Origin of the sequence: Fibrisoma limi BUZ 3 (assembly GCF_000296815.2) — a bacterium.
GTDB classification, from domain to species: Bacteria; Bacteroidota; Bacteroidia; order Cytophagales; family Spirosomataceae; genus Fibrisoma; species Fibrisoma limi.
The window spans coordinates 546,392-569,476 of the sequence record NZ_CAIT01000010.1 but is presented as its reverse complement, the minus strand read 5'-3'; the positions used below and the strand labels follow the sequence as shown (position 1 = coordinate 569,476).

General features: G+C 53.2%; 20 protein-coding genes. 11 read left to right on the top strand and 9 right to left on the bottom strand.

What is annotated here, in order from left to right:
- The first annotated feature begins 44 nt into the window (after positions 1 to 44).
- A complete protein-coding gene (locus BN8_RS30340; RefSeq protein WP_009285794.1) occupies positions 45 to 956 on the top strand; it encodes a TIGR01777 family oxidoreductase in 912 nt (303 codons plus the stop codon).
- A 70-nt stretch (positions 957 to 1,026) separates the two neighbouring features.
- Here the strand turns inward: BN8_RS30340 and BN8_RS30335 are convergent, their stop codons facing one another.
- Complete coding sequence (locus tag BN8_RS30335; protein ID WP_009285793.1) at positions 1,027 to 2,451, bottom strand: mandelate racemase/muconate lactonizing enzyme family protein; 1,425 nt, start codon at positions 2,449 to 2,451, stop codon at positions 1,027 to 1,029.
- 120 nt (positions 2,452 to 2,571) lie between these two features.
- On the opposite strand from BN8_RS30335, the gene BN8_RS30330 reads away from it, so the two are divergent.
- The 4 genes from BN8_RS30330 to BN8_RS30315 all read left to right on the top strand — a co-directional run bounded on the left by BN8_RS30330 (position 2,572) and on the right by BN8_RS30315 (position 6,225).
- The gene (locus BN8_RS30330; protein ID WP_009285792.1) at positions 2,572 to 3,510 is read left to right on the top strand and encodes an RraA family protein; all 939 of its coding nucleotides are present in this window, start codon (positions 2,572 to 2,574) and stop codon (positions 3,508 to 3,510) included.
- 116 nt (positions 3,511 to 3,626) lie between these two features.
- Positions 3,627 to 4,556: an RraA family protein gene (locus BN8_RS30325; RefSeq protein WP_040007091.1), complete on the top strand. Its 930-nt coding sequence runs from the start codon at positions 3,627 to 3,629 to the stop codon at positions 4,554 to 4,556.
- Between the two features lie 103 nt (positions 4,557 to 4,659).
- The gene (locus BN8_RS30320; protein WP_009285790.1) at positions 4,660 to 5,118 is read left to right on the top strand and encodes a regulatory protein RecX; all 459 of its coding nucleotides are present in this window, start codon (positions 4,660 to 4,662) and stop codon (positions 5,116 to 5,118) included.
- Positions 5,119 to 5,178: 60 nt separating this feature from the next.
- Entirely contained in the window at positions 5,179 to 6,225 is a 1,047-nt protein-coding gene (locus BN8_RS30315) for a glycosyltransferase family 4 protein (RefSeq protein ID WP_009285789.1), read from the top strand.
- Positions 6,226 to 6,227: 2 nt separating this feature from the next.
- On the opposite strand, the gene BN8_RS30310 is transcribed toward BN8_RS30315, so the two are convergent.
- The 3 genes from BN8_RS30310 to BN8_RS30300 form a co-directional block, all read right to left on the bottom strand.
- A complete protein-coding gene (locus tag BN8_RS30310; RefSeq protein ID WP_009285788.1) occupies positions 6,228 to 7,025 on the bottom strand; it encodes an FkbM family methyltransferase in 798 nt (265 codons plus the stop codon).
- A gap of 131 nt (positions 7,026 to 7,156) precedes the next feature.
- Positions 7,157 to 8,149, bottom strand: a complete 993-nt coding sequence (locus tag BN8_RS30305) for a ribonucleoside-diphosphate reductase small subunit (protein ID WP_009285787.1) — start codon at positions 8,147 to 8,149, stop codon at positions 7,157 to 7,159.
- Between the two features lie 362 nt (positions 8,150 to 8,511).
- Complete coding sequence (locus BN8_RS30300; protein ID WP_009285786.1) at positions 8,512 to 8,919, bottom strand: Hsp20/alpha crystallin family protein; 408 nt, start codon at positions 8,917 to 8,919, stop codon at positions 8,512 to 8,514.
- Between the two features lie 317 nt (positions 8,920 to 9,236).
- Here BN8_RS30300 and hemC point away from each other — a divergent pair, with 317 nt between their 5' ends.
- The 5 genes from hemC to odhB all read left to right on the top strand — a co-directional run bounded on the left by hemC (position 9,237) and on the right by odhB (position 16,695).
- The gene (hemC, locus tag BN8_RS30295) at positions 9,237 to 10,163 is read left to right on the top strand and encodes a hydroxymethylbilane synthase (RefSeq protein WP_009285785.1); all 927 of its coding nucleotides are present in this window, start codon (positions 9,237 to 9,239) and stop codon (positions 10,161 to 10,163) included.
- Positions 10,160 to 10,591 (top strand): GNAT family N-acetyltransferase, encoded by a 432-nt coding sequence (locus BN8_RS30290; RefSeq protein ID WP_009285784.1) that lies wholly within the window; start codon positions 10,160 to 10,162, stop codon positions 10,589 to 10,591. Before hemC ends, BN8_RS30290 begins: the two co-directional genes overlap by 4 nt.
- An 87-nt stretch (positions 10,592 to 10,678) precedes the next feature.
- Positions 10,679 to 11,920: an ABC transporter permease gene (locus BN8_RS30285; protein ID WP_009285783.1), complete on the top strand. Its 1,242-nt coding sequence runs from the start codon at positions 10,679 to 10,681 to the stop codon at positions 11,918 to 11,920.
- Positions 11,921 to 12,129: 209 nt separating this feature from the next.
- On the top strand, positions 12,130 to 14,925 hold the full coding sequence (locus tag BN8_RS30280) for a 2-oxoglutarate dehydrogenase E1 component (RefSeq protein ID WP_009285782.1): 2,796 nt from the start codon (positions 12,130 to 12,132) through the stop codon (positions 14,923 to 14,925).
- A gap of 87 nt (positions 14,926 to 15,012) precedes the next feature.
- Positions 15,013 to 16,695 carry a 2-oxoglutarate dehydrogenase complex dihydrolipoyllysine-residue succinyltransferase gene (gene odhB / locus BN8_RS30275; protein ID WP_009285781.1) on the top strand — a complete coding sequence of 561 codons (1,683 nt, stop codon included), beginning with the start codon at positions 15,013 to 15,015 and terminating at the stop codon, positions 16,693 to 16,695.
- A 71-nt stretch (positions 16,696 to 16,766) separates the two neighbouring features.
- Here odhB and gpmI read toward each other — a convergent pair whose 3' ends face one another.
- The 5 genes from gpmI to BN8_RS30250 all read right to left on the bottom strand — a co-directional run bounded on the left by gpmI (position 16,767) and on the right by BN8_RS30250 (position 22,494).
- A complete protein-coding gene (gpmI, locus tag BN8_RS30270) occupies positions 16,767 to 18,347 on the bottom strand; it encodes a 2,3-bisphosphoglycerate-independent phosphoglycerate mutase (RefSeq protein WP_009285780.1) in 1,581 nt (526 codons plus the stop codon).
- A 39-nt stretch (positions 18,348 to 18,386) separates the two neighbouring features.
- On the bottom strand, positions 18,387 to 18,905 hold the full coding sequence (locus BN8_RS30265; RefSeq protein ID WP_009285779.1) for a low molecular weight protein-tyrosine-phosphatase: 519 nt from the start codon (positions 18,903 to 18,905) through the stop codon (positions 18,387 to 18,389).
- Between the two features lie 56 nt (positions 18,906 to 18,961).
- Entirely contained in the window at positions 18,962 to 19,273 is a 312-nt protein-coding gene (locus BN8_RS30260; RefSeq protein WP_009285778.1) for an FtsB family cell division protein, read from the bottom strand.
- A gap of 80 nt (positions 19,274 to 19,353) precedes the next feature.
- Entirely contained in the window at positions 19,354 to 20,631 is a 1,278-nt protein-coding gene (eno, locus tag BN8_RS30255; protein ID WP_009285777.1) for a phosphopyruvate hydratase, read from the bottom strand.
- A 156-nt stretch (positions 20,632 to 20,787) separates the two neighbouring features.
- Positions 20,788 to 22,494, bottom strand: a complete 1,707-nt coding sequence (locus tag BN8_RS30250; protein ID WP_009285776.1) for a hypothetical protein — start codon at positions 22,492 to 22,494, stop codon at positions 20,788 to 20,790.
- 127 nt (positions 22,495 to 22,621) lie between these two features.
- Here BN8_RS30250 and BN8_RS30245 point away from each other — a divergent pair, with 127 nt between their 5' ends.
- Positions 22,622 to 23,032, top strand: a complete 411-nt coding sequence (locus BN8_RS30245; protein ID WP_192579109.1) for a hypothetical protein — start codon at positions 22,622 to 22,624, stop codon at positions 23,030 to 23,032.
- Positions 23,033 to 23,085 lie beyond the last annotated feature (53 nt).

Genomic DNA, 23,085 nt, shown 5'->3' with positions numbered 1-23,085 from the left:
ACCGCATCCGGCGGGTTATACGTCAATAACCACAGTTACCCGCCATGAGCCAAACCGTACTTATTACCGGCGGCACCGGTACAATCGGTCGCCGTCTGACTCAACTACTCATTCAGGAAGGCTATCAGGTCTCACTACTCAGCCGGTCTGTCAAGCCGATTCCGAACGTCAATGTGTACCAATGGGATGTAAAAAAAGGGCACCTTGACCCGCAGGCTATCATGACCGCTGATTATATCATTCATCTCGCTGGAGCAGGCATCGCCGACGAGCGCTGGACGGATGCGCGCAAGGACGAGATTCTGGGCAGCCGCGTTATGTCCACTACGTTGCTGGCTCAGGCCCTGGCCAAGAATGCCCACCACGTTAAGTCGTTTATTGCGTCGTCGGCCATCGGCTACTACGGGGGCGATACCGGCGACCGACCCATGACAGAAACTAGTCCGGCCGGTACCGATTTTCTGGCGCAGGTGACCCGGGCCTGGGAACGATCCGAAGATCAGGTAGCCGCGCTGGGAATACGTACCGTCAAGATGCGGACCGGCGTGGTGCTGACCATGGAAGGCGGAGCACTACCGAAGCTGGCACAACCCATCCGACTGGGAGCCGGCGCACCCATTGGATCAGGGCATCAGTACATTTCGTGGATTCATATTGACGACCTGTGCCGAATGTACATCCAAGCCTTGACCGACGAGTCGTGGCAGGGTGTCTACAACGCAGTAGCGCCGGGACCGGTCACCAACGAAGCCCTTACAAAGCAGATTGCCCAGGTACTGAACCGCCCGCTCCTGCTGCCGAATATTCCGAATTTTGTGATCCGGATGATGTTCGGCGAACTGGCCATTACCGTCACCGGAGGCAACTACGTATTGAACAAGCGAGTCAAGGAAGAAACCACGTTTCAGTACCGGTTCGGCGACTTGAAAAATGCCCTCCAGGATTTGTTGACATAAAAAATCACGTCTGAATGGATTAGCGTTACGCTCCTTCCAGTCAGACGTGATTGTTATAACGTATTAGTTATTAACTCCACTCCCGGTCGTTGGAATCCCGCGTATTCCAGGTGTCGGTTGGGGCAAACCAGGTCGCTCCTTTTTTCAGGAATTTCTTGGCCACCTCTTCGTTCAGTTCAACGCCAAGCCCGGGCTTGTCGGGCACCTTAACGAATCCTTTCTCAACGATCGGCTTCATACCGGTAACGAGGTCTTCCCAACCCGGCACATCAACCCCGTGGTGTTCGAGAGCAACGAAGTTTTCTGTAGCGGCTGCGCAGTGTACGTTGGCCATCATACAAATCGGCGAACCAGCAAAGTGCATGGCCATCGGAACGCCCTTTTCCTCGGCATAATCACCGATCTTCTTGGTTTCGAGCAGGCCACCCGACGACGCCAGATCGGGGTGAACCATATCGATAGCCTTCGCGTCGATGAGCTTGATAAACTCTTCTTTCAGGAAAATGTCCTCGCCCGTTAATGTTGGCGTTTCAATGGCATCCGAGATCTGTTTCCAGTGATCGGTGTAGAACCAGGGCACCAGGTCTTCGAGCCACGCCAGCCGGAACGGCTCCATAGCCTCGCCAATCTGAATGGCCGTGTTCACGTCGAAGTGACCGAAGTGGTCGGCTGCCAGTGGCGTATCATAGCCTACAATATCACGAACCCTGCCCACGTGTTCTACCAGAGCATCTATTCCTTTTTTGGTAATCTGAATCCGAGTAAACGGGTGCTTGGTCGTGGCATAGTTACCCAGCTTGCCCATTTCTTTATCATCCCACTGCCGCTTTACGCTCCAGTTGTTAGCGTTAACCAGCATACCGGGTTTATCGGCGAGCATACCGATGCCGAAATCCATTTTCAGGAAAGAATACCCTTGTTCTTTGCGCTTATTCATATTCACCGCAAACTCCTCATAGTTCTTTCCTTCCGGCGTATCGGCATACAGCCGGATGTAATCGCGGTATTTACCACCCAGCATCTGGTAAGCCGGTACGTTGTACGCTTTACCAGCCAGGTCCCACAGCGCCATCTCAACGCCACAGACCCCACCGGCCGCGCGGCTGTGGTTACCAAACTGTTTGATTACTTTGAATAGCTGCTCAACGTTACACGGGTTTTTGCCCAGAATCCGGCTTTTGAGCATCAGGGCGTAGTTGGCACTGGCACCGTCACGTACTTCGCCCCAGCCGACCAGCCCCTGGTTGGTATCAATACGGATAATAGGGCTGGAAAACGGAACCCCCTGCAACACTGCCACGCGCATATCCGTAATTTTCAACTCCGACGGCTTGGAGTCGCGCTTTACTTTTTGAGTAATGAATTCAGTTTCCTGTTCAAATTTGCCGTCGAAAAGCATACCTAACGTCAGGCCACCCAATCCGGCATTTCGAATGAATTCGCGACGATCGGCAGGCTGAGCCGACGACGTCAGACGCGAAAAAATATTCTTCATAGTTTTCGGGAGTTATAGGAATCTTTTGTTTGATAGTAAAATGACCAAATGGCAGTATTTTACTTATCTACTGGCCTTTATTGGGCAAAAACATACTAAACCCTTTGGATACAGATAACGATGATTAAGAAAACCCTGCTTGCCTTATCCATTACGTTTCTCGCTGGTGGTCTTTCGGCGCAGGCCCAGCGGGTAGGCTCCACGCCTGAATACGTTAAAGCACTGACCGCCAACTGGAAGGGCGAACGCATGCCCGACGGCCGTCCCCTGGTTCCCGACATTGTGCTGGAACGCCTGCAAAACTGCACGCTCGAACAGATCTGGGGTTACCTCGACCGCCGGGGTTACCGCAACCAGGTCGAGAAGGACTGGATTATCCTCAAACCAGGTGAGACCATGACCGGCCGGGTCGTAACGGCGCAGTTCATGCCCACCCGCCCCGACCTCGATAGCCTGGTTCGGGCTCAGGGAAAAGCAGAAGGTCGCGCGCAGAAAGGCGGTATTAACATCTGGCCCATCGACATCCTGACCAAAGGCGATATCTACGTAGCGGATGGATACGGTAAAGTAAAGGATGGCACGCTGATCGGATCGAGCCTTGGGAACGCCATTTACGGCAAAACCGGCAAGGGAGTCATCTTCTACGGATCGGTACGCGACATGCAGGAACTAAAAGATACCAAGGGCTTCAACGCCTGGGTGAAAGGCCACCATCCGTCGTATATCAAAGACATGACACCGACCGCCATCAACGCGCCTATCCGTATCGGCGAAGTGACGGTGTTCCCAGGCGACGTAGTGTTTGCCAACGAATACGGCGTGGTGTTCATCCCGGCCCACCTGGTCGAAGGACTCGTGTCGGCCTCAGAAATGACGGCCCTCCGCGACGAATTTGAGCGGGTATTGCTCCAGCAGGGTAAATACCCATCCGGCGAAATTCATGGCGACTGGTCCGGTAAAATAAAGGATGAGTTTCGTGCCTGGGTAGCCAAGTACCCTAAGAAACTGGCTATTACCCAAAAAGACATAGACGCTTATTTAGCCAAAGAAGGCCGTTAATGCGGTTGAAACGCAGAGACGCTGAGGTATACGCAAAGAACGCTGAGAGAATCCTCAATTTTCTCTGCGTTTCCTCTGTTTCTCTGCGTTTAAAACATTACCAAAATTCCCCTCTAATGAACCGTACGATTGCCACCCTCTCACTATTCGTTACCCTAAGCCTGACAGGCCAGTTGTCGGCACAAACTATCCCGAAGGACGAACTGACATTTCTAACGTCTGAATGGAAAGGTGAACGCTTTCCGGACGGACGCCCTAAAATTCCGGATGCCTTGCTGGAACGAGCCCGCAAAATCGGTATCGACGACGCCTGGACGGTGTTGAAGAACGAAGGGTATACCAACCAGTTTGAAGGCAACTGGAAACTGATCAAAGATGACGTACCGGTAATTGGCCGGGCAGTGACGGCCATGTTCATGCCCAGCCGACCCGACGTTGAAAAGAACATCAAGGAGCGGGGCATCAGCAAACAGGGGCGTAAAGGCAACACCAATGCCTGGCCCATCGAAACCCTCACGAAAGGCGACGTCTACGTAGCCGATGCGTTTGGCAAGATCGGTGGCGGCACGCTCATGGGTGCGACACTCGGCAACGCGATCTTCAGCAAAACCGGCAACGGCGTGGTGTTCAACGGGGCGGCCCGTGATCTACAGGAATTGCAGAACATCAACGGCTTCAATGCGTTCGTGCGCGACTTCCACCCGTCTTTCCTGGAGGAGATGGTGCTGATGGGCCTGAATACGCCGATCCGTATTGGCAACGCGATGGTACTGCCCGGCGATCTGGTGATTGCCCAGCGGGAAGGTGTTCTGTTCGTTCCGGCGCATATGGCCGAGCAGGTCATCAGTACCTGCGAGTTCGTGACCCGCAAGGATCAGTTTGGCTTCGAGATGGTCAAATCGGGGCGCTACACAACGGGCCAGATCGACAGCCAGTGGACAGATGAAATAAAGTCTGAGTTTCTCAAGTGGCTGGGGCAGCATCCCGAACTCGGTGCCATGACCCGGCCTGAACTGGACAAAGTGATGAGCAAGCGTACGTGGTAGGCTGATTCACCGTTTATGGTGAGATCGTGGTGTCAGGTTCAGAACCTGACACCACGATCTCACCATAAACGAACCTCTCCCCGGTCTGGTACGTTTTCATTGTATGACCGAGTACCTCAAAGATGCCCTTCGGAAAGCGGCTTCGTTCTGTGCCTATCAGGAACGTACGCAACAGGAAGTCCGCGACCGCCTGAATGACTGGGGCGTCGACGGCGACGATGCAGAAGAAGTCATTGCCGAACTGATCCAGCAGAATTACCTGAATGAAGAGCGATTTGCCAGATCCTTCGCCGGTGGTAAGTTCCGTGTCAAAGGCTGGGGCAAACGGAAGATCAAGCAGCATCTTCAGCAGCGTGGCATCACGGGCTATAACCTTGAACAGGCCATGCAGGAGATTGCTCCGACCGACTACCGGGCGGCCCTTGCCGACCTCCTCGACAAGAAGCGCCGGACGTTACACGACAGCAATCCCTTGGTGGTGAAACAGAAGCTCGTTCGCTACGCACTCAGCAAAGGGTACGAATCCGACCTGATTTTCTCAGTCCTCGGCAGTGAGGAATGAAGGCTCATGACTAACCGCATTTTTGGTTAGTTTTGCGGCCTTACCATTTCCTCCGACCGCATGCCCCATCTTTTTCTGGATACCGAACGCATGGCCAATCTCGCCAGTGGCATGGGCCAGTTTTGCCTGCATTTAGGCAACGAACTGGTCCGTCAGAAGCCGGCCGACTGGCAGATTACCTTTCTGGTTTCCCGCGAACAGGTAGGCATTTTTGGTTCTTCAGTCGATTACCTGGTGGCGACCCGGTGGCGACGCGTATGGCACCCCTGGACGTTTGATGTCTGGCATTGCCCCTACCAGAATTCGCGCTTTACGCCCATGCGCAAAACCGCCTTGGTTTATACGATTCTGGATCTAAATTATCTATCGCTTCCCGAATACTCTGCCAAACGCAAAGCCCGCCAGAAAGCCCGTTATCAGCAACTGGTCAACCAAGCCGCGGCCGTGACAACCATTTCGAGCTACGTAGCCGAGGACGTTCGTAAGCAATTGGTAGTCCCTCCTACTACGCCTGTTGAGGTGATTTATCTGGGCATGGATAAACCTAAGGACATCGTATCGTCATTTACGGTTAAGCCCGACGGACCATTTCTGTTCTTCATCGGCATGCTACAGGCCTACAAGAATGTCCATGCGATGCTGCCCCTGCTGGAGGCCTTTCCGAACTACCGCTTGGTGCTGGCCGGTCCTGACGACAAGCCGTATGTGCAGGAGCTACGCGACCAGGCCACCCGCATGGGCGTTGCGGACCGGCTGATCATTCCCGGTCCGGTGGATGAGGCAACCAAGTGGTGGCTTTATGCCAACTGCGACGCGTTTCTGTTTCCGTCGCTGCACGAGGGCTTTGGCCTGCCCGTAATTGAAGCCATGAGCTTTGGCAAACCGGTTTTCTGCTCTACGTTGTCGAGCGTTCCGGAAGTGGGCGGTTCCGAAGCGTTTTACTTCCCCGCGTTCGACCCCGAAACGGTAGTGAAGGTTTTTCAAGTGGGCATGGAAACCTACGATAACGACCCTGAAATGCCGGCCCGCATCATGGAGCATAGTCGGAAGTTCCGCTGGGAGCTTACGGCAGCAGCCTACTGGAACCTATACCAAAGCGTTGTGTAACCTTATCGGCGGACCGCTTCGAGGGCGTAGCAGAACGAATTAATCGGGGTATAAGTCGTGTCGTAGCCCAGCGACCGAACGTAGGTATCGAACGTAGTGATGTTGTTCTGGTCCTTATCCAGGTCGTGCACTTCGACTACCATCTTCTGAACACGCCGTACCAGAGCCGGGTCCGTGTTGTAAATAATATCGTATTCGCTGCCCTCGCAGTCGAGCTTCAGCAGATCGACCGATTCCAGCCCGTTGCTGCGTATAATGTCCGTGAGCGTAATGCAGGGTACGGTAATCTTCTGCGTGTTGTTGCCGTTGAAGCCAGCGAAGGCAGAAGCAACCACCTGATTATTCTCTTCCGCTTCAGCGTAGAGGTCAAGCTTATCGAGTGGTTTTCCCGTAACGGCCATCTGAAAGAGCCGGACATTCTGTTGTAGGGCTGCGTTTTGCTCAAGTGTCTGCCTGAACGTTCGGACGTTAGCCGGCATAGGTTCGTACGCGTAGATGGTGGCCTCACCAATTTTAGAAAGCAACTGAATATCAAAGAAACCCGCATTCGCCCCAACATCAATCACCACGGGCTTGATGGGCAGATCACGAACCAACGTATCGATCTCGTAGACATCAGCCATGAATATCTCTTTAAAAACCTGATAAAGACTATCAGGTACCTGAAAGTGCACCGGTAACGGCCGCGTTGTGAAGACCAGATTTCGTTTACGTCGATCTCCACGCCGGAATACGTACTCGGTCGGATTGGCGATGTGCCGCCATAGTCTAAGGTATCGGCTGATGCCCGCTACTGCCATAAGTTAAAAGACGATAGGGTGTAAAAATAAGCCCGTTATCCGAATTGTTAGCCAAACAACCGGGTAACCAAAAACAAACAAGCCGGTCGTTGTGAATCGACCGGCTTGTTTATGCAAGTACAATAGGGTTATTAAAAATCCTCTTCCATTGAGAATTTGGCCGTTTCGCGCTCCTTGTCCACCGACGCCATTACGCCTGCTTTCTGGTATTCGCCCACGCGCTTCTCGAAGAAATTCGTTTTGCCCTGCAATGAAATCATATCCATGAAGTCGAACGGATTCGATACGTTGTAGATTGCCCGCAACCCCAGCGAAACCAACAGGTGATCGGCCACAAAGGCAATGTATTGCTTCATGAGGTCAGCATTCATCCCGATCAGCGACACGGGCAGGGCATCGCTCACGAACTCCTGCTCAATCGTTACCGCATCCCGAACGATCTGGTAGATCTCCTCCTCGGGCATTTTATTTTTGATATGATCCGTGTAAAGCAGGCAGGCAAAGTCGCGGTGCAGCCCCTCGTCGCGCGAGATCAGTTCATTTGAAAACGACAGCCCCGGCATCAGGCCCCGCTTTTTCAGCCAGAAGATGGAGCAGAACGAGCCGGAGAAGAAAATACCCTCCACGGCCGCAAACGCAATCAGCCGCTCGGCAAACGAACCGTTTTCAATCCAGCGTAGTGCCCACTCGGCCTTCTTCTGCACGCACGGAATCGTATCGATAGCGTTCAGCATCCGGTCTTTCTCGACGGGATCTTTGATATACGTATCAATTAGCAGTGAATAGGTTTCCGAATGGATATTTTCCATCATCACCTGGAAGCCATAGAAGCATTTAGCCTCCGCATACTGCACCTCCGACAGAAAGTTAACCGCCAGGTTTTCGTTGACGATCCCATCGGAAGCGGCAAAAAACGCCAGTACGTGCGAGATAAAATGCCGTTCACCATCGTTGAGGTTGTCCCAATCTTTTAAATCCTGCGACAGGTCAATCTCCTCGGCCGTCCAGAATGAAGCTTCGTGCTTTTTGTACATCTGCCAGATGTCATTGTGCTTAATGGGAAACAGCACAAAACGGCCTTTGTCTTCTTCTAAGATCGGTTCGATAACGTCGTGTTGTAGCATGTGGCTTTTTGTAGTTATGTGGTTTTCCAGTCAGAATCGACTGAGCCCATAGTGAAGTAAGTACCGAAGTAATGATTCAACAAAGTTAAGCCTTCTGCCCACTTACGCAAGCTCATTTTCCTCAGTTCAGCCGATAAGACTATATGAAAAAGTGATAAACAAAACGTAATCAACCGATTGCCTGACTACGGTAGAAGTAAGTTCTTAAAATAATACCAAAGATACCATTACGTCTGATTGTCAATGGATTGAGTAGGCTTTAAGAAGGAGGTAAACCAAAAAAAGGTCGCTCCCGTAGAAGCGACCTGCATTAAATCTATAGGCTACAGGGCTAAAGATGCCCCGGGACAGAAATAAAAGACTCAAAACAAATCTTTGATGTCGATCCGGCGGTGTAAGTGCTCTTCATCTTTAAAGGGGAGCAACACCAGCACTTTACCGTGCTCATGAACGGCTTCAATCTGTTCAGCATCCACAAATGTTGGGATGTCCAGTACGCGCAGGAACATCGGTACAGCCAGTCGCTGGCCCGCTTCGTAATCATCTTTGTGTACCGAGGTACCAACCAGTAGTGTATAGAGCACTAATTTATTTCCTTCGATCAGGACGTTGAACGAACTGGCGTCAACGCCGGGGGCCGACAGTGTAATCACGAGTCGCTCGTCTTCGCGCTCCACATTCATCGTCGTCATGCTTGAACCGCCGTAAAGCGTATTCAACAGATCGATCTGTCCGCCCGTGCCCTGAAATACGTTTTCTATCGCTTTCATAGGTGTTGCTATTTACTGTTCAAGTAATTACTAATAATCAAACCACGTGCCTAACTGCCCCAACCCTATTCTATGCGCCAACCTGTCAGGAAAAAAGTGAATCAGTCGCCAAAAGTGCCGTTTTGGCGCTATTTTGACCAGTGGACGAAAACAAGCATATGATGAGTGTGGAACTGGGGTGTTGCGCTTTGGTACATTTGTGGGGCTTATCTTCCACAAACCGCCACAACTACTGATGTCAGCGATACTGCAAAATCAACAGGCGACGACGCCCCCATCTTACAGCGCTTTGGGGAAAGATATTGTACCTTTGTAGCATGCACATTAAAATCGGAACTCGGGGGAGTCAGTTAGCTTTGTGGCAGGCCGAATACATTCAGCGGCTGCTGCAGGCGGGTGGCCTAACCTCCGAACTGGTCCTTATTGAAACAAAAGGCGATCAGATTCAGGATCGCTCCCTCGCTAAAATTGGCAGCAAAGGCGTCTTTACGCAGGAACTGGAAGATCAGCTCCGCGCCGGCTCCATTGATATTGCCGTTCACAGTGCCAAAGACCTGCAATCATCGCTGCCCACCGATCTGGGTATTATTGCCTTCACCGAGCGCGAGCAGGTCAACGACGTACTCGTGAGCCGCAACCGGAATCTGTCATTAACCAGCGGCCAGTCGTTCGTGATCGGTACCTCATCGACACGCCGGGTGGCTATGTTGAAGCACTTTTGTCCACACATCCGCGTGGTTGATATGCGTGGCAACCTGCAAACTCGCCTGCGCAAACTGGACGAAGGCCAGTGCGACGCTCTGATTCTCGCCTACGCCGGTGTGCACCGGATGCAGTACGATGATCTGATTGTCGAACACCTTCCTGTTAAGGATTTTACGCCCGCCGTTGGGCAGGGCAGTGTAGCTATTGAAGCTGCTCATACATTGGCTCCGGACAAGCTGCGGATTATTCGCCAACTGACGAACCACGAGCCAACCGAAGCCTGCCTGAAAGCCGAACGTGGTTTTTTACGGCGGCTCGAAGGAGGTTGCAGCATCCCCGTGTTTGCCCTGGCTACGATTGAAAACGCCCAGATCAGTTTAACAGGCGGTCTGATCAGCCTCGATGGTCAGCAGCTACTCCGCGAAACATTCACGGCACCGGCCGCGCAGGCCGAACAGTTGGGTCACGAACTGGCCGAGAGCATTCTGGCCCGCGGGGGCGATGAAATCTTGCGTAGTATCCACGAACACTTACCATGACGATCCGACTGGCCACTACCGAGCCTGATATTCGGCGGTGCCTGCCCGCGCTGCTGGCGCTCCGTCCTCATCTGACCGAAGAGCAGGCTTTAGCACTTATTCAGTTGCAACAGCAGGAAGACCGATTTCAACTGGCCTTTGTTGATACCGGCGATACGGTACCGGCCGTTGCAGGGTACCGTATCCAGCACTTCCTGCACAGTGGCCGTACGTTGTATATCGACGATCTGTCGACCTTACCCGAAGGCCGCGGCAAAGGGTATGCCGGTGCCTTGCTTGATTTCGTAATTGAACAGGCTCGCCAGGCCGGCTGTCAGGTAGTAACACTGGACTCGGGTCACAATCCAGCCCGCTACGATGCCCATCGATTATACCTCAAAAAGCGGTTCAACATCGTCAGTCATCATTTTAGGCTAGATTTGCAATAATGTTGCAGGTCTCGTACTTTTCGACGGTAGACTAACTGTTTGTACGTACCCAACCGACTTTATCATCTATCTCCGTAATCATCGGCCATGAATTTATTCCGAATTAGCTGGAGTAACCTGAACGATAAACCCCTGAGCAGTTTCCTGAGCGGGCTACTGATGACCCTCGGGATCACCATCATTTCGCTACTGCTGCTGCTTAACAAGCAACTGGATGATCAGTTTCGCAAAAACATCAGGGGCATCGACATGGTGCTTGGTGCGAAAGGGAGTCCACTACAGTTGATCCTCTCGAGCATCTACCAGATCGACGCGCCGGTTGGCAACATCCCGCTCGACGAAGCCGAACGGCTTACCCGGAACCCCATGATCAAAACGGCCATCCCCCTGGCCATGGGCGATAATTACCGGTCGTTCCGAATTGTCGGTACGAACAAAAAATACCTTGATCATTTCGGCGCTACGGTCGGGCAGGGAGAGTTGTTCCAACAAGACCTCGAAGCCGTTATTGGCCCACGCGTAGCAGAGGCTACCGGTCTGAAAATCGGCGATACGTTCTCCGGGCAGCACGGGTTGGATGAAAACGGCGAAGCGCACGCCGACTCAAAATATAAGGTAGTCGGCATTCTTAACCCCAGTAATACCGTAGCCGATCAACTGATTCTGACCAACGTATCGAGCATCTGGGCTATTCACGAACACGGCGAAGAACACCACGACGAAGGCGAGGAACATGCGGAAGGCGAAGAACATGACCACAAAGAGGGTGAAGCTCATGCGGATGAACCCCGCGAAATCACGAGCATGCTGATTCAGTTTCGGAATCCATTGGGCATGATGCTGGCACGGGGTATCAACACCAATTCAAAATTGCAGGCTGCCCTGCCCAACATCGAGGTTAACCGCCTGTTCGACCTGCTGGGCGTTGGCGTCGAAACTCTGCGGGGCCTGGCTATTGCCATCATTATTATTTCCGGAATCAGCGTTTTTGTATCGTTATACAACTCACTTAAAGAACGCCGGTACGAAATGGCCTTAATGTTGTCGATGGGGGCGACTCGGGCGCAGTTGTTCGGCATGCTCCTGCTCGAAGGGTTGGTGCTGGCCCTGATCGGGTTTGTGCTGGGTATCGTCTTTAGCCGCGTCGGGCTATGGTTCTTCTCCGCCACCGTCTCGTCGAAGTATAACTACGACCTCACATCGTTCACAATTCTGCCGGAAGAGTGGCTACTGCTTGGCATGGCGGTTCTGATTGGGCTCCTGGCCGCTGCTTTACCGGCGATCGGTATCTACCGAATGAACATATCCCAAACGCTGGCAGAGGAATAGATTGGCTGGTTTCGGCTACGTGTTCCTGATGCAACGTACTGGGGCTGTTTCCGGTAGCCAACAGCGCGTCAACTAATCCGGCGCCACAGTTGTTATGATAATAAACGCGTCGGATTTGCCATACGGATAGAATAAAAACCGGAAATTTTACCGGTTTTTGTTTGCTCAATACTCTACCTTTGCAGGTCAAACAACGACGCGTCTTCGTCATGGACCAGTATTCATATATCGCTAATTCTGACGCGGCTTACGTAGATCAACTCTATCAGTCTTATAAGCAAGACCCTCAATCAGTTGACGAAAGCTGGCAGCAATTTTTCAAAGGATTCGAATTCTCATTAACCTACGGCGAAAAAGCCAACGGCAAAACCAACGGGGCTGCTACGAATGGGGCCGCCACCAACGGCCAGAGCTCAGCCCCGGCCGTAGATACCAAACATGCCGACCCGTCGGACCGCGAGAAGGAAGTTTCGGTTGCCAGCCTGATCAAGGCATACCGGTCGCGGGGCCACCTGCTCGCCACCACCAACCCGCTGAAACCCCGTAAAGATCGCCAGCCCCGCGTTGATCTTCCTGATTATGCGCTTTCGGATGCCGACCTGGATACGGTGTTTGAGTCAGGGAAGCTGCTGGGCATCGGACCAGCTACCCTGCGGACCATTATGGAGTCGCTCCGCAAGATTTACGCGGGTAACATCGGCTTCGAATACATGTACATCCGGGAGCTGGACGTAAAAAACTGGCTACGGAACAAGATCGAGAAAGAAGCGCTGACGTTTACGCCTACGCTTGACGAGAAGAAGCGTATTCTGGAAAAGCTGAACGAGGCTACCGTACTGGAAAACTTCCTGGCGACAAAATACCTTGGGCAGAAGCGTTTTTCGCTGGAAGGCGGTGAAGCCACCATCCCGGCCCTCGATACGATCATCAGCACCGCAGCCGAACTGGGTGTTGAAGAGGTCATGATCGGCATGGCCCACCGGGGTCGCCTGAACGTACTGGCCAACATTCTGGGCAAGTCGTACGAGAGCATCTTCGATGGATTTGAAGGGAACGTACCAGAGCAGGTACACGGCGACGGCGACGTAAAATACCACCTCGGCTACGCCAGCCTGACCGAGACCCCGACCGGCAAGCAGATCAACGTAAAATTAGCCCCTAACCCGTCGCACCTCGAAGCGGTTAACCCCGTTGTTGAAGGGTTCGTACGGGCACAGGCCGATGAGGAATACAACGGTGATTTCGACAAAATTCTGCCGATCCTTATTCACGGGGATGCGGCTGTGGCTGGCCAGGGCATCGTATACGAAGTAACGCAGATGGCCAAGCTGGCGGGTTACCAGACCGGCGGCACCATCCACTTTGTTATCAACAACCAGGTTGGTTTCACAACCGACTTTGAAGATGCCCGCTCGTCGATCTACTGCTCCGATATTGCCAAGATCATCGATGCGCCCATTTTCCACGTAAACGGCGACGATCCGGAAGCGGTGATTTTCTGTGCTAAGCTGGCCGTTGAGTTCCGTGAGAAGTTCAACCGCGACGTGTTCATCGACATGGTGTGCTACCGGCGGTACGGCCACAATGAATCGGATGAGCCGAAGTTCACGCAGCCGACAATGTACTCGCTGATCGACAAGCATCCGAACCCGCGCGAAATCTACAACCAGCTGCTCATCAAACGGGGCGATGTGGATGCCGAACTGGCCAGCCGGATGGATACCGAGTTCAAAAAGCAGCTACAGGACCGGCTTGACCGCGTGAAGCAGAAAGCCGAAATCCCCTATAAACCGCTACGGCTCGACCTCGACTGGGCTGAGCTACGCTTTAGTACCCCGGAGGATTTTGATCAGTCACCGGCAACCGGCGTATCGGCTGAAACGCTGGATACGATCGGCAAGGCGCTGGTTACCATTCCGGAAGGCTTTAAACCGCTCAAGCAGATTGATAAACTGCTGAAAGACCGGCAACAGATGCTGTTTGAAACAAAACAGATCAACTGGGGTACGGCCGAACTACTGGCGTATGGCTCCGTGCTGGCAGAAGGAAAACTCGTGCGGCTTAGCGGACAGGATGTGCAGCGGGGTACGTTCTCCCACCGCCACGCCGTTCTGCACGACGCGGAGACAAATCAGGCGTATTCATCGCTGGACCACATCCGCGAGGGTCAACCTACATTCCAGATCTACAACTCTCTGCTGTCGGAATACGGTGTGCTGGGTTTTGAGTTTGGCTACGCGATGGCCAACCCTCACGCACTCACCATCTGGGAAGCGCAGTTTGGCGACTTTTCAAACGGCGCGCAGGTAATGGTCGATCAGTTTATTTCGGCGGGCGAATCGAAGTGGGGCATCATGAACGGTTTGGTGATGCTGCTCCCCCACGGCTATGAAGGCCAGGGACCCGAGCACTCCAACGCCCGTCCTGAGCGTTACCTGCAACTTTGCGCCGAGTACAACATGGTGGTCGCTAACATTTCGACACCGGCGAACTTCTTCCACCTGCTGCGTCGGCAACTGGTGTGGCCGTTCCGGAAGCCGCTGGTCGTTATGTCGCCGAAATCGCTGCTGCGCCATCCTAAGTGTGTGTCATCAATGGACGAACTCACGAAAGGCAGCTTTCAGGAGGTTATTGGTGATTCCTACGCTCAGGCCAAAAAGGTCAAACGCGTATTGCTTTGCACGGGTAAGGTTTATTACGAATTGCTCGAGAAACAACAGGCTGACCAACGCGACGACGTTGCCATCGTACGGCTCGAACAACTGGCTCCGCTGCCTGTCAAGCAATTGAACGCGGTGCTCGAACCGTATAAAAAAGCCGAGTACGTATGGGTACAGGAAGAAACCGAAAACACCGGTTACTGGACCTATCTGCTGCGGGTTGGCATTGCACAAACCCTGAACATGCGCGTCGTGTCGCGGGAAGCAGCCGCATCACCGGCTACCGGCTACGCCAAAGTGCATACGCAGGAACAAGCCGAACTTATCCAGAAAGCATTTGCATAAACCCAGTTTACGGGTAAGGTTTTCAGTTTCCGGTTTTCTGACCGGCAAACTGAAAACCGAAAACTGAAAACCGAAAACTACATCAGAATGGCCGTTGAAATGAAAGTCCCCGCAGTCGGGGAATCGATTACCGAAGTTACGGTTGGTACCTGGTATAAAAAGGAGGGCGATCAGGTAAAAATGGACGAGGTTTTGTGTGGCCTTGATTCAGACAAAGCGACGTTTGAACTGACCGCCGAAGCCGACGGTGTGTTGCATATTCTGGCGCAGGAGGGCGACGTATTACCCATCGGCGCGGCCATCTGCACCATCGACGACGGTGCTTCAAACGGCGCGGCTCCCAGCCAGCCGGCTCCCGCAGCCGAACCTGCGCCGACGGCCGCTCCCCAGGCAGAGGCCCCGCAGCCCGCATCAGAACCCACGCCTGCCCTTCAGGCCGTAGCCGAGCCGGCCGCAGCTCCGGTGGCCAGCGGTTCGTCTGTTATCGAAATGAAAGTTCCGGCAGTTGGTGAGTCTGTAACGGAGGTAACCATTGCATCGTGGAATAAAAAAGACGGCGATCAGGTCGCGCTAGACGAAGTTTTGTGCGAACTGGAATCCGACAAAGCGACGTTTGAATTGCCAGCCGAAGCGGCCGGTACCCTGCGCATCGTTGCCGAAGCAGGGGAAACGTTGCCCATTGGTGCGCTGATTGCCCGGATCGAAACCGGTGCTCCGGCTGCTCAGTCTGATGCGGCTCCTCAACCAGCCGCACCGGCGCAACAATCAAAGGCTACGGCCAACACCGGCAACAATGGCTCTGACCAGAACGGAAGCACCCAGTCAGGCTATGCGGCTCATTATCCATCGCCGGCTGCGGCTAAAATTCTGGCTGAAAAAGGGGTTGAAGCGCAACAGATTCAGGGTACCGGTATTGGTGGCCGCATCACGAAGGAAGATGCCGTAAAAGCACAACCGTCCGCTCAGCCCGCCCAGCAGGCTCCGCAACCCGCACAAGCCCAGCCCGCGGCTGCTCCGGCCGACAAGCCGAAGCCCGCTGCTCAGCCAGCGCCCGTGGCCGCATCAGGTGATCGCAGCCAGCGCCGGGAGAAAATGACCTCACTGCGCCGGACCATCGCCCGCCGGTTGGTAGCCGTGAAGAACGAAACAGCCATGCTGACTACCTTCAACGAGGTAGACATGAAGCCGATCATGGATCTGCGCGGCAAATACAAGGACAAGTTCAAGGAGAAAAACGGCGTAGGCCTTGGCTTTATGTCGTTCTTCACCAAGGCAGTCTGCATTGCGCTTAAGGAGTTCCCGGCCGTGAACGCCCAGATCGACGGCGATACGATCGTATACAACGATTTCTGCGACGTATCGATTGCCGTGTCAACGGAACGGGGTCTGGTGGTACCGGTGATTCGCAACGCCGAGCAGATGGGCTTTGCCGAAATCGAGAAAGAGATCATTCGGCTGGCTGGTCTGGCCCGCGATAATAAGCTGACCATTGAGCAGATGACTGGTGGTACGTTCACCATCACGAACGGCGGTATCTTCGGATCGATGCTGTCGACGCCGATTATCAACGCCCCGCAGTCGGCAATCCTCGGTATGCACAACATCGTTGAGCGGCCAGTAGTCGTTAACGGCGAAATCGTGGTGCGACCGATCATGTATGTTGCCCTGTCGTACGATCACCGCATCATCGATGGTAAAGAATCGGTGAGCTTCCTGGTACGGGTTAAGCAACTGCTGGAAGATCCGACCCGGATTCTGCTGGACGTTTAACAGCCCTCTTTATAACGCAAAAGCCCCATCCTCGTGAGAAGTGGGGCTTTTGCGTTATAAAGATACTTGCATTACGAATTGATCAGGCTCACACCTGTCATTTCCGGTGGCTGCGGAACGCCCATCAATTGGAGAATGGTCGGCGCAATATCGGCCAGTTTACCGCTGTGGATGGTTGGCCGATACTCGTTATCGACCAGAATACACGGCACCAAATTCGTTGTATGGGCCGTATTGGGCGTACCGTCCTCGTTGATCATATACTCGGCGTTACCGTGGTCAGCGATGATAATGGCGGTATAGCCACTCTTCAACGCAGCTTCGACAACGGCCTGTGCGCACGTATCGGCGGTTTCGGCCGCTTTTACAACGGCTTCAAACACACCCGTATGACCGACCATGTCCGTATTGGCAAAGTTGAGACAGATAAAATCGGTTTCCGCTTTTTCCAGTTCAGGAATGATGGCGTCCCGAATATCAAAGGCCGACATCTCAGGTTTCTGGTCATACGTTTTTACCGGTACTTTTGTAGCGTTGCCGTGCTCATCGTAGACGGTCATTTCCTTCGGCGACGGGCAAAGAATGCGTTTTTCACCGGGGAAAGGCTCTTCGCGCCCACCTGAAAAGAAGAACGTGACGTGCGGGTATTTTTCGGTTTCGGCAATTCGAATCTGTGTGCGTCCGGCGTTCGAAATCACTTCACCGATCGTATTGTGCAGATTATCCTTCTCGAAAATGACCTTCACTCCCTGAAACTCATCATCGTATTTGGTCATCGTAACGTAGTCCAGGTTGAGCTTTTTCATGCCCTGCTCCGGAAAGTCTTTCTGCGTTAGTGCAATGGTGATTTCCCGACCACGGTCAGTGCGGAAGTTGAAGCACAGCACGACGTCGCCTTCCTCAATCGTAGCCACCGGCGATCCATCGACCTGCGTCACGATAATGGGTTTCACAAACTCGTCGGTAATATCGGCATCGTACGATTCGCGCAGAGCCGTTGTTACGCCCCCGGGCGAACTTTTTACGTCACCGATTCCGTGCACCATAGCATCGTAGGCAACCTTCACCCGCTCCCAGCGGTTATCACGGTCCATAGCGTAGAAACGCCCGACTACAGTAGCGAGCTGACCAGTGGTAGCGGCCATGTGTCCTTGCAGATCTGTCAGAAAACCAATGCCACTTTTAGGGTCGGTATCGCGACCATCAGTAAACGCGTGGACGAACACATCGGTCAGGCCGTTGTTGTGGGCGATGGACAATAAGCCTTTCAGATGCTCGATGTGCGCATGAACGCCACCATCGGATACCAGCCCAATGAAATGCACTTTCTTACCGTTGGCTTTTGCGTAGTTCAGCGCATCGACCAGCACCGGCTCGTTGTCGAGGGTATGTTCCTCAACCGCTTTGTTGATTTTAACCAGGTCCTGATAGACAATCCGACCGGCACCCAGGTTCATGTGTCCCACTTCCGAGTTGCCCATCTGCCCGGCCGGTAGCCCCACCGCCAGCCCCGAGGCTTCCAGGGTGCTGTTTGGATAAACCGGGTAAAGCGAGTTCATGAACGGCGTATTAGCCGCTTCTATGGCTGACACCTCGGGTTTAAGCGGAATCCCCCAGCCATCGAGAATAATTAGAATGACTTTTTTGTTCATGAGCGAAAAAGAAAAGGCAAACGGGCGAACGAGCGACAATCACTGCTCATCCGCTCGTTCGCTCAGTAAAACCAAGTTATGTTGTTGGGCCAGATAGGCGAGCAACTGGCGGCAGCAGCGAAGTACAATCTGATAAACCTCTTCAAATACTTCCGGTCCTTCGTAATACGGGTCCGGTACATTTGGTTGATCGTTGACAGCCGGGTCAAATTCTCGTAGCAGAAAAATCGTATCGTCGGGATGCAGGCCAACACTGCGGTGACTCAACTTCTCAATAGCCTCAAAATTGGCTTCGTCCATGGCTACGAAGTAATCAAACTGAGCCAGGTCCTCGCCGGTAATACGGCGGGCGCGGTGGGTCAGTGTCAATCCATGCTCAAGTGCATTCTCGCGGGTACGTCGGTCGGGCAGTTCGCCAATGTGGTACGATGCCGTTCCGGCCGAATCGCACTGGATCACCTCATTCAGGCCCTGCTCTGCGACCAGCGCCCGGAATACGCCTTCGGCAACCGGCGACCGGCATATATTACCGTAACATACGAAAAGAACGCTTAGCATGGTAGCGTGGGGCAACGGGCGAAGAGCAAGATCTATCCCCTGCCCTTCATCCGTTGCTATTTTTCAATCGGTTCGTTGTTTTCGTCCACAATGACGAATACATCTTCGGTGGGCTTCTTCATCAGGTACCGTTCGCGGGCGTACTTCTCCCGCAGCCGATCATTGCCGAGCACTTCCTGCCGCTGGTTTTGTACGTCCCGAATCTTGTCCTGGAAATAAACCGCATCCTTCTCCAGCTCGCGCAGTTTCCACCAGTTACGCACCTGCGACGGCAGATCGTTGGCATCGAAGAACAACATCCAGACGAGCAAAACCAGTCCGGTAGCGAGGTAGAAGTTACGCAGCGGGCGAAGAAAACGGCTCAGCATAGTGCTTATGGTTTGTGGCTTGTAGTTCGTGGTTTGATGCAGGTAACCCCACTAAACTACGAACTACAAACCACAAACTGTTAAAATTTCAGACCTGGGAAATACGCCGTTTCCCCCAGCTCTTCCTCGATGCGGAGCAACTGGTTGTACTTAGCCATCCGGTCTGAACGTGAAGCCGAACCGGTTTTGATCTGACCCGTATTCAGAGCAACAGCAAGATCCGCAATGGTAGCATCTTCGGTTTCGCCCGAACGGTGCGACATGATGTTCTTGTACGAATTCCGCTTCGCCAGATTAACCGTATCGATGGTTTCGGTGAGTGAGCCGATCTGGTTTACCTTCACCAGTACAGCATTGGCAATACCCTGCTCGATGCCCTGCTGTACGCGCGTTACGTTCGTTACGAACAGGTCGTCACCAACGAGTTGGATACGCTTGCCCAGCAGATCGGTATGTGCTTTCCAGCCCTCCCAGTCGTCTTCGGCCATACCATCTTCAATGGACAGGATCGGATACTTATCCACCCACTCTTTCCAGTAGTTGGCCATCTCCCGCGACGTCAGTTTGTCGCCGGTCGATTTTTTAAAGTGATATACGCCTTCATCGGCAACGTAAAACTCCGACGTAGCGGCATCCATAGCAATCCAGATGTCTTCGCCCGGCCGGTAGCCTGCTTTTTCGATAGCTTCCAGAATCGTCTGGATAGCCTCTTCGTTGGAAGCGATGTTCGGAGCAAAACCACCTTCGTCACCTACGTTGGTCGACAGGCCCTTCGATTTCAGAACTTTCTTCAGGGTATGAAACACCTCCGTACCCATCCGCAGCGCTTCCGAGAAGCTGGTGGCATTGGCAGGCATCACCATAAACTCCTGGAAATCGATTGAATTATCGGCGTGACTGCCTCCGTTCAGGATGTTCATCATCGGTACCGGCAGGGTGTTGGCATTTACGCCACCCACGTAGCGATACAGCGGCAGACCCGCTTCCTGAGCGGCTGCTTTAGACACGGCCAGGGATACACCCAGGATCGCGTTGGCCCCCAGACGACCCTTGTTAGGCGTTCCATCCAGTTCGAGCATGATTTTGTCGATCATACCCTGTTCATACACCGACAGGCCAACCAGCTCGGGGAAAATCAACTCATTAACGTTAGATACAGCTTTCAGAACGCCTTTACCAACGTACACCTTTGAGTCGTCGTCGCGAAGTTCAACAGCCTCGTGCGTTCCGGTCGACGCCCCTGACGGTACGGCCGCTCGACCCAGAAAACCGGATTCGGTCCGTACATCTACTTCAACTGTGGGATTGCCGCGCGAATCCAGAATCTGCCGGGCATGAATGCTTTGAATGGTACTCATTGCAGAAGGGTTAAATTCAGAAAATGCTATTTTTTCGGGTTTGATTACCAAGCTCCTAAGCTAGGTTTCAAACCATCGGCAAAGTAACAAAATAGCATGCAAAGTTTGAGAGCGACCCGACAATTAGCCACAGGATTGATGGCGTTCCGGCTGGTTCTAGCGGCTGGCTACCTGCATGGTAAAGTTAGGTACCAACGTACCGGCTACCAGGCTATCGTTTTTCAACAGAGCGACGCCAACCCGGTATTTACCAGCCGGCAGGTCATCTACTGACTTGGTATTCAGAATCAGATCACCAATCAGGTAGCGCGTTTCAAACTCCCCGTTGGTCAGCAGCCGTCGCAAGCTCGTTTTTTTCGTAATGCCAAACAACCACACCGATCGGCCCGACTGCAGCATACCGTATGGCTCACCATTCATCTCCGTGCATTCCGGATATTCTATGTGCAGCACATCCAGCCCCGGCGTTACGTTGAGCGTAGCGCTGACGGCCCGGCTCTCGCACAGCTTCGTTTTAGCCGAAGCTGCCGGAATCGTCAGGTACGACGGGAACGCATACCAGTTGGCAGCGTATCGCTCGGCCCAGTTCGACAGGTGCATGGACGCCCTATTAAAATAGCCGCCATCGCCATAAATAGCCCACGAACGGTTGTGAGTCCAGTTGTAAACGCCAGCTTTCCGATGTCGCTGCATTGATTCGAGCCTGGGGGTGTATACCAGGTAGCTGCTCAGCCAGAACAGCAGCGTACCGATGAGGGCAGTTCGCCCAACTACCGGTCGCCATGAATCAGTCGACAAGTGAAAAGCCAGCGCGTAGCCAAGTACCAGCAAAAACACCGGGAAGTTCCGGTAGCGGCTCTCAGACACCACTACGTTTTCAAGGGTGCGGCCGGCCGCAAACGCGCAGCAGCTTAACAACAGAAACAGACCAGATCCGATCAGGAAGTACGTCCACTGCGGGTTTGCTACCGCCCGACGCCCGTTCAGCAAGGGCGTTTGCCAGATCAGCACAAACAGTCCGTACAGAATCCACCCGAACAGCAGCGCACCGAAAAGCATCGGTATGTAGTCAAACGAACTCAATGCGTGGCTTCTGTCCATCGGATTGGCAAAGGCTCCAAACAACAGCAGCAGGTTCGCCATTACATCAGGAAACAGATAGACGAGCTTATGCACCATGTCGGGGCGGTTCACGTAGTCAAACCCAACGTAGTACAAGTAAAAAGCAAGGGCTGCCAGCAAACTCCACCCGACCAGCGACCGGACACGGCGCTGGAGAAGCAGTATCAAACTACCCAGAGGCCAAATAAGCAGTCCGTTGGCAAACGTCAGGGTAGCGGCCGCAGCGGCTAAAGCGGCTGCCCCGTCCCAGCGGATGCGTTGACGGCTTAACAGAAAGAAGGTCAGGAAGCCAAAGAAGCAGACCGGCATGTAGTTGGTCGAGGCAATAGCCCAGAAGTTGCCTTCGTATGCAATTGGCTGAAACAACAGCAACGACACCGGCAGTACATACCACCAGTCGGTCCGGGTGCGCACGATGGGGCGACTAAACAGCCAGAGAATACCCAGCAAACACACATTACCCACCAGCATGACCAGCCTGAAATTGAGTTCTCCCGACAGCCAGCGGGTCAGTAAAGCCGATAGCCGCGTAAAGACCAGCCGGTGTTCGATGAAGTTCTGACTGAGCAGATGCCACTTCCGGGTTGCCGTATCGGCCCAGTCCCACTCAATCAGAAATCGGAGAATTACAATCAAATCGTCGCCGATGGGCAGGTTGATGGCGTAGATTGAGAAAAAAATAAAATAGAGGACAGGGGGTAGCAGCACAAGGCCTACCCATAGGTGGGATAGATGTTTCATTAAGTTACAAGTACAGTGAGTTACGGTGAGAAGCTATACTTTTGTTCGCTTCAGGGCGTAAAGATAAAGAACCTACTTTTCCATGAGCTTACGCGTTGTAATCAACTTAATACTGATTCGTTACTTTATGAAGTTTTTCATTCCGTCTGCCATACGGCTACTGGTTTTTACCGTATTTATATACTTAACGGCCTGTAGCCCCGATCAAGGCACCTACGAAGAAGAACCGGCCCCTGACTACACCGGTACGTATCAGATCGTATCCGTCAGTTCAGAATCACCGGCCGCACCGGCTCCGGCCCCATCGGGCACCGTTGCCGTAGTAAAAATCTGGGGCTATACGTCGATCGTTTCCGTTACGCTGACCCTGAACAAAGAGGAACTACTGGCCGGTGAGCTGACCCTGCGCAAAGCCAGCGGAGCCACGTACGATATGTACATCGGCAACAGCATTCGATACGGTACCATCGACGGAAAAGAGGTCACGCTGAATTATTTCCGGAACAACGTAAAATACACGGTCGTAGCCAGAAAGTGATCTGTCGCCTGCCCGAACAGCCGGTTTCGCTTCAAGTAGATAGCGGAACCGGC

What these genes read in the sequence shown, in the direction of transcription:
- BN8_RS30340 (WP_009285794.1), top strand. Translation starts at nt 45, where the DNA reads ATGAGCCAAACCGTACTTATTACCGGCGGCACCGGTACAATCGGTCGC.
- BN8_RS30335 (WP_009285793.1), bottom strand. Translation starts at nt 2,451, where the DNA reads ATGAAGAATATTTTTTCGCGTCTGACGTCGTCGGCTCAGCCTGCCGAT.
- BN8_RS30330 (WP_009285792.1), top strand. Translation starts at nt 2,572, where the DNA reads ATGATTAAGAAAACCCTGCTTGCCTTATCCATTACGTTTCTCGCTGGT.
- BN8_RS30325 (WP_040007091.1), top strand. Translation starts at nt 3,627, where the DNA reads ATGAACCGTACGATTGCCACCCTCTCACTATTCGTTACCCTAAGCCTG.
- BN8_RS30320 (WP_009285790.1), top strand. Translation starts at nt 4,660, where the DNA reads ATGACCGAGTACCTCAAAGATGCCCTTCGGAAAGCGGCTTCGTTCTGT.
- BN8_RS30315 (WP_009285789.1), top strand. Translation starts at nt 5,179, where the DNA reads ATGCCCCATCTTTTTCTGGATACCGAACGCATGGCCAATCTCGCCAGT.
- BN8_RS30310 (WP_009285788.1), bottom strand. Translation starts at nt 7,025, where the DNA reads ATGGCAGTAGCGGGCATCAGCCGATACCTTAGACTATGGCGGCACATC.
- BN8_RS30305 (WP_009285787.1), bottom strand. Translation starts at nt 8,149, where the DNA reads ATGCTACAACACGACGTTATCGAACCGATCTTAGAAGAAGACAAAGGC.
- BN8_RS30300 (WP_009285786.1), bottom strand. Translation starts at nt 8,919, where the DNA reads ATGAAAGCGATAGAAAACGTATTTCAGGGCACGGGCGGACAGATCGAT.
- hemC (WP_009285785.1), top strand. Translation starts at nt 9,237, where the DNA reads ATGCACATTAAAATCGGAACTCGGGGGAGTCAGTTAGCTTTGTGGCAG.
- BN8_RS30290 (WP_009285784.1), top strand. Translation starts at nt 10,160, where the DNA reads ATGACGATCCGACTGGCCACTACCGAGCCTGATATTCGGCGGTGCCTG.
- BN8_RS30285 (WP_009285783.1), top strand. Translation starts at nt 10,679, where the DNA reads ATGAATTTATTCCGAATTAGCTGGAGTAACCTGAACGATAAACCCCTG.
- BN8_RS30280 (WP_009285782.1), top strand. Translation starts at nt 12,130, where the DNA reads ATGGACCAGTATTCATATATCGCTAATTCTGACGCGGCTTACGTAGAT.
- odhB (WP_009285781.1), top strand. Translation starts at nt 15,013, where the DNA reads ATGGCCGTTGAAATGAAAGTCCCCGCAGTCGGGGAATCGATTACCGAA.
- gpmI (WP_009285780.1), bottom strand. Translation starts at nt 18,347, where the DNA reads ATGAACAAAAAAGTCATTCTAATTATTCTCGATGGCTGGGGGATTCCG.
- BN8_RS30265 (WP_009285779.1), bottom strand. Translation starts at nt 18,905, where the DNA reads ATGCTAAGCGTTCTTTTCGTATGTTACGGTAATATATGCCGGTCGCCG.
- BN8_RS30260 (WP_009285778.1), bottom strand. Translation starts at nt 19,273, where the DNA reads ATGCTGAGCCGTTTTCTTCGCCCGCTGCGTAACTTCTACCTCGCTACC.
- eno (WP_009285777.1), bottom strand. Translation starts at nt 20,631, where the DNA reads ATGAGTACCATTCAAAGCATTCATGCCCGGCAGATTCTGGATTCGCGC.
- BN8_RS30250 (WP_009285776.1), bottom strand. Translation starts at nt 22,494, where the DNA reads ATGAAACATCTATCCCACCTATGGGTAGGCCTTGTGCTGCTACCCCCT.
- BN8_RS30245 (WP_192579109.1), top strand. Translation starts at nt 22,622, where the DNA reads ATGAAGTTTTTCATTCCGTCTGCCATACGGCTACTGGTTTTTACCGTA.